The sequence below is a fragment of the Pedobacter sp. 05L430 genome (genome assembly GCF_056397585.1).
In genome coordinates this window covers 1-2,673 of sequence record NZ_JBFTNT010000519.1, presented here as the reverse complement: position 1 = coordinate 2,673, position 2,673 = coordinate 1, and the positions used below count along the sequence as shown (strand labels likewise).

Sequence of the window (2,673 nt, the reverse complement as noted above, 5' to 3'; positions counted from 1 at the left end):
CTGGTTATAATTAAGGTCCTGGTAAAAACGCATATGAATGACCTCGCGTTGTTTCAGTGGTAAATTATTAATGGCCCCCATCATTACCTCTTTTAACTCCACATCCTGCTCCCTGGAAATAATGGCATCTTCATTTGAATATTCAAATTCTGCAAAAGGCATTGCCTCAAGCTTTGATGCTTTCAATTGGGATTTCCGGATGTGGTCCAATAAGGTACAGCGGGTGGAACGGTAAAAGTAAGCTCGGACATTAGTGATTTCACCTATCCTCACTCTGTTTTCCCAGAACTTAATAAAGAGTTCCTGCAGAAGGTCATCGACCAGATCAGCATCCTGAATCGTGGTAAATGCATATCTGAATAAACCCGGATAAAGTGCTTTGTGAAGTAAGGCAAAAGATCCTTGCTCACCATTCCTGGTCTGATCCCATAACACCATCAAATTGTCGACTTTGCTCATAAGAATTACATATTTGGTTACTGCAATGTTTGGTTTGCAACAAGCCTGAGCAGAAAGATTTTCAGCTCTGGTTTGCCGTAAATTGCAGTTACGAATATGGTTTGGAATAAAAAAAAGGAAGGGTACAAACTCGTAATTAAGGAGTGTATTTTCGCCAAATGGCGTTTTTTAACCTAAAAGAGGGCTATTTTTTGCTAATCTTTGAATTTATAGCGCTTATTAAAAGACTTGCGGTGTTTCTTTATGAACTCAGATGGGTTGGAATGAAACAATTTAAAAAATTGTTTGCTGAAATATTTAGCATCATTAAACCCGGTTTGAAAAGCCGCCTCGTTTACATTACAATCTGTATTGATCATGATCCTTGCTGCAGTACGCAAGCGGATGAAACGAATAAAGGAACTTACGGATTGTCCTGAAATTGACTTTACCCGTTTGTACAAATTGGAATGGCTCATTCCGATCTCCTCTGCAAGGGCCTTAATTCCAAAGTCGGCATCATTTAAATGCTGTTCAACAATGATGATACACTTTTCCAGGAATTCTTTATAAGCTTCGGATATGGTCAGGTTATTTGATTGAAGCGTAATCTCATTATAAAAATACCGCTGCAGGTTATTCCTGTTTTTCAAAAGATTTGCCACACGGGCCACCAGGTATTCTTTTTCAAATGGTTTGCTGATATAGTCATCAGCACCACCCTCCATACTTTTTAGCTTTATGTCTGCGGAAGCACTTGCGGTAAGTAATATGACGGGAATATATGATAATGCGGGGTCATTCTTTATCTTTTCACAAAACTCTATCTATTAAGATACTTTGTTTATCACTAATCAGTTCTACCTCTTCATCTGCATTAAACTCATCTGAAAATGCATCCACTTCGCCAAGCATTTCATTAAATAAGACGGATTCACCCTGATTATCCAGGTCTGCGATAACCTCCGGAAAATGCGATTGTCCTTTTAACAATGAAAGGTAAAATGAGGTGCCGTTACCCAGCTCACTGGTATAACTTAATTGCCCACTATGCAGGTCTGTAAATTGTTTGGCCAGGAATAAACCAATTCCGAAGCCCGGTTTAGCGGAATTATCTTTTCGTATGGCCTGGTAAAAACGTTCGAACAATTGATCGCCTGCATCGGCAGGAACACCAGAACCGTTATCTTCCACTTTAATGAGTACATCTTCAGTTGTTTCTGTTACTTCGATCAAAACGGCACCACCGGAAGGGGTATATTTTAGTGCATTCGATATCAGGTTAAACAAAACAATTTCCAGTTTCCCACGATCAGCAAAAATTTCCAGTGCTTTATTTTCGAAGATAAGCTCGTACTGAATCGCTCTTGAAGCTGCTTGCTGGGTAAAGCACAGATATACCTCCTGACACAAATCATATAAGTTTAATTTCGAAACCCTAATATGGTCAAACCCCGCTTCGGCCTTTCTAAAAAGCAAGAGCTGATCAATCAGACTCAGCATTMTTCTTGCATTTCTGTGGATAAAACCGAGTTCCTTAATGTCCTCAGAAGATCGGTTTTCTGACTTTTTCATCAAATCCTTAACAGGATTGATGATCAGGCTTAATGGGGTTCTGAACTCATGGGAAATATTTGTAAAGAAAGACAGCCTTTTTTCATTCAACTCTTTTTCATTCTCATTAATTACACGCTCTTTTTCATGTTCAAGACGTTCTTTTTCATGTTTTGCCACTTCCGCTTCATACTCGGCTTTTTTGCGTTCTGCACTGAGATTTGCTATTTTAACTTCATAAGTAAGTTTAGTTTGTCTGGATTGATAGAGAAAATACAGATACACTAAAGCCGCAACTGCACTGAAGTAAATTAGGTATGCCCACCAGGTACGATACCATGGTGGCAATACAACAATCTTTAAATTGATTTGCTTACTGTTCCAAACACCCTCGATATTGGTGCTTTTTACTTTAAAAACATAACTACCCTCATCCATATGGGTATAAGTAGCTGTGCGCGAATTCCCTGCTTTATTCCAGTCCCTGTCCCATCCGTCCATATAGTAGGCGTACGAAATCTTATCGGAGGCAGAATATTCAAGCGCAGTAAATTCAAAAGAAAACACTGCCTTATCATAAGGAACCTTAAGTTCCAGAACCCTGCCACTCTTACTTTCTTTTACAAAAGAAGGATGCTGTTCAACTGGTACATTATCAATGTTGAGTCCTGTTAGCAACAG

At 39.1% G+C, this 2,673-nt stretch carries 3 protein-coding genes; all 3 read right to left on the bottom strand.

Features of this window, described 5'->3' with window-relative positions; all coding sequences use genetic code 11:
• Positions 1-459 (bottom strand): RNA polymerase sigma factor (locus AC1DG9_RS27005; RefSeq protein WP_477635685.1); only part of this gene is annotated, 459 nt, incomplete at its 3' end.
• 194 nt (positions 460-653) lie between these two features.
• The gene (locus AC1DG9_RS27000) at positions 654-1,211 is read right to left on the bottom strand and encodes a helix-turn-helix domain-containing protein (RefSeq protein WP_477635686.1); all 558 of its coding nucleotides are present in this window, start codon (positions 1,209-1,211) and stop codon (positions 654-656) included.
• Positions 1,212-1,251: 40 nt separating this feature from the next.
• The coding region (locus tag AC1DG9_RS26995) for an ATP-binding protein (RefSeq protein WP_477635684.1) at positions 1,252-2,673 on the bottom strand (1,422 nt) is incomplete at its 5' end.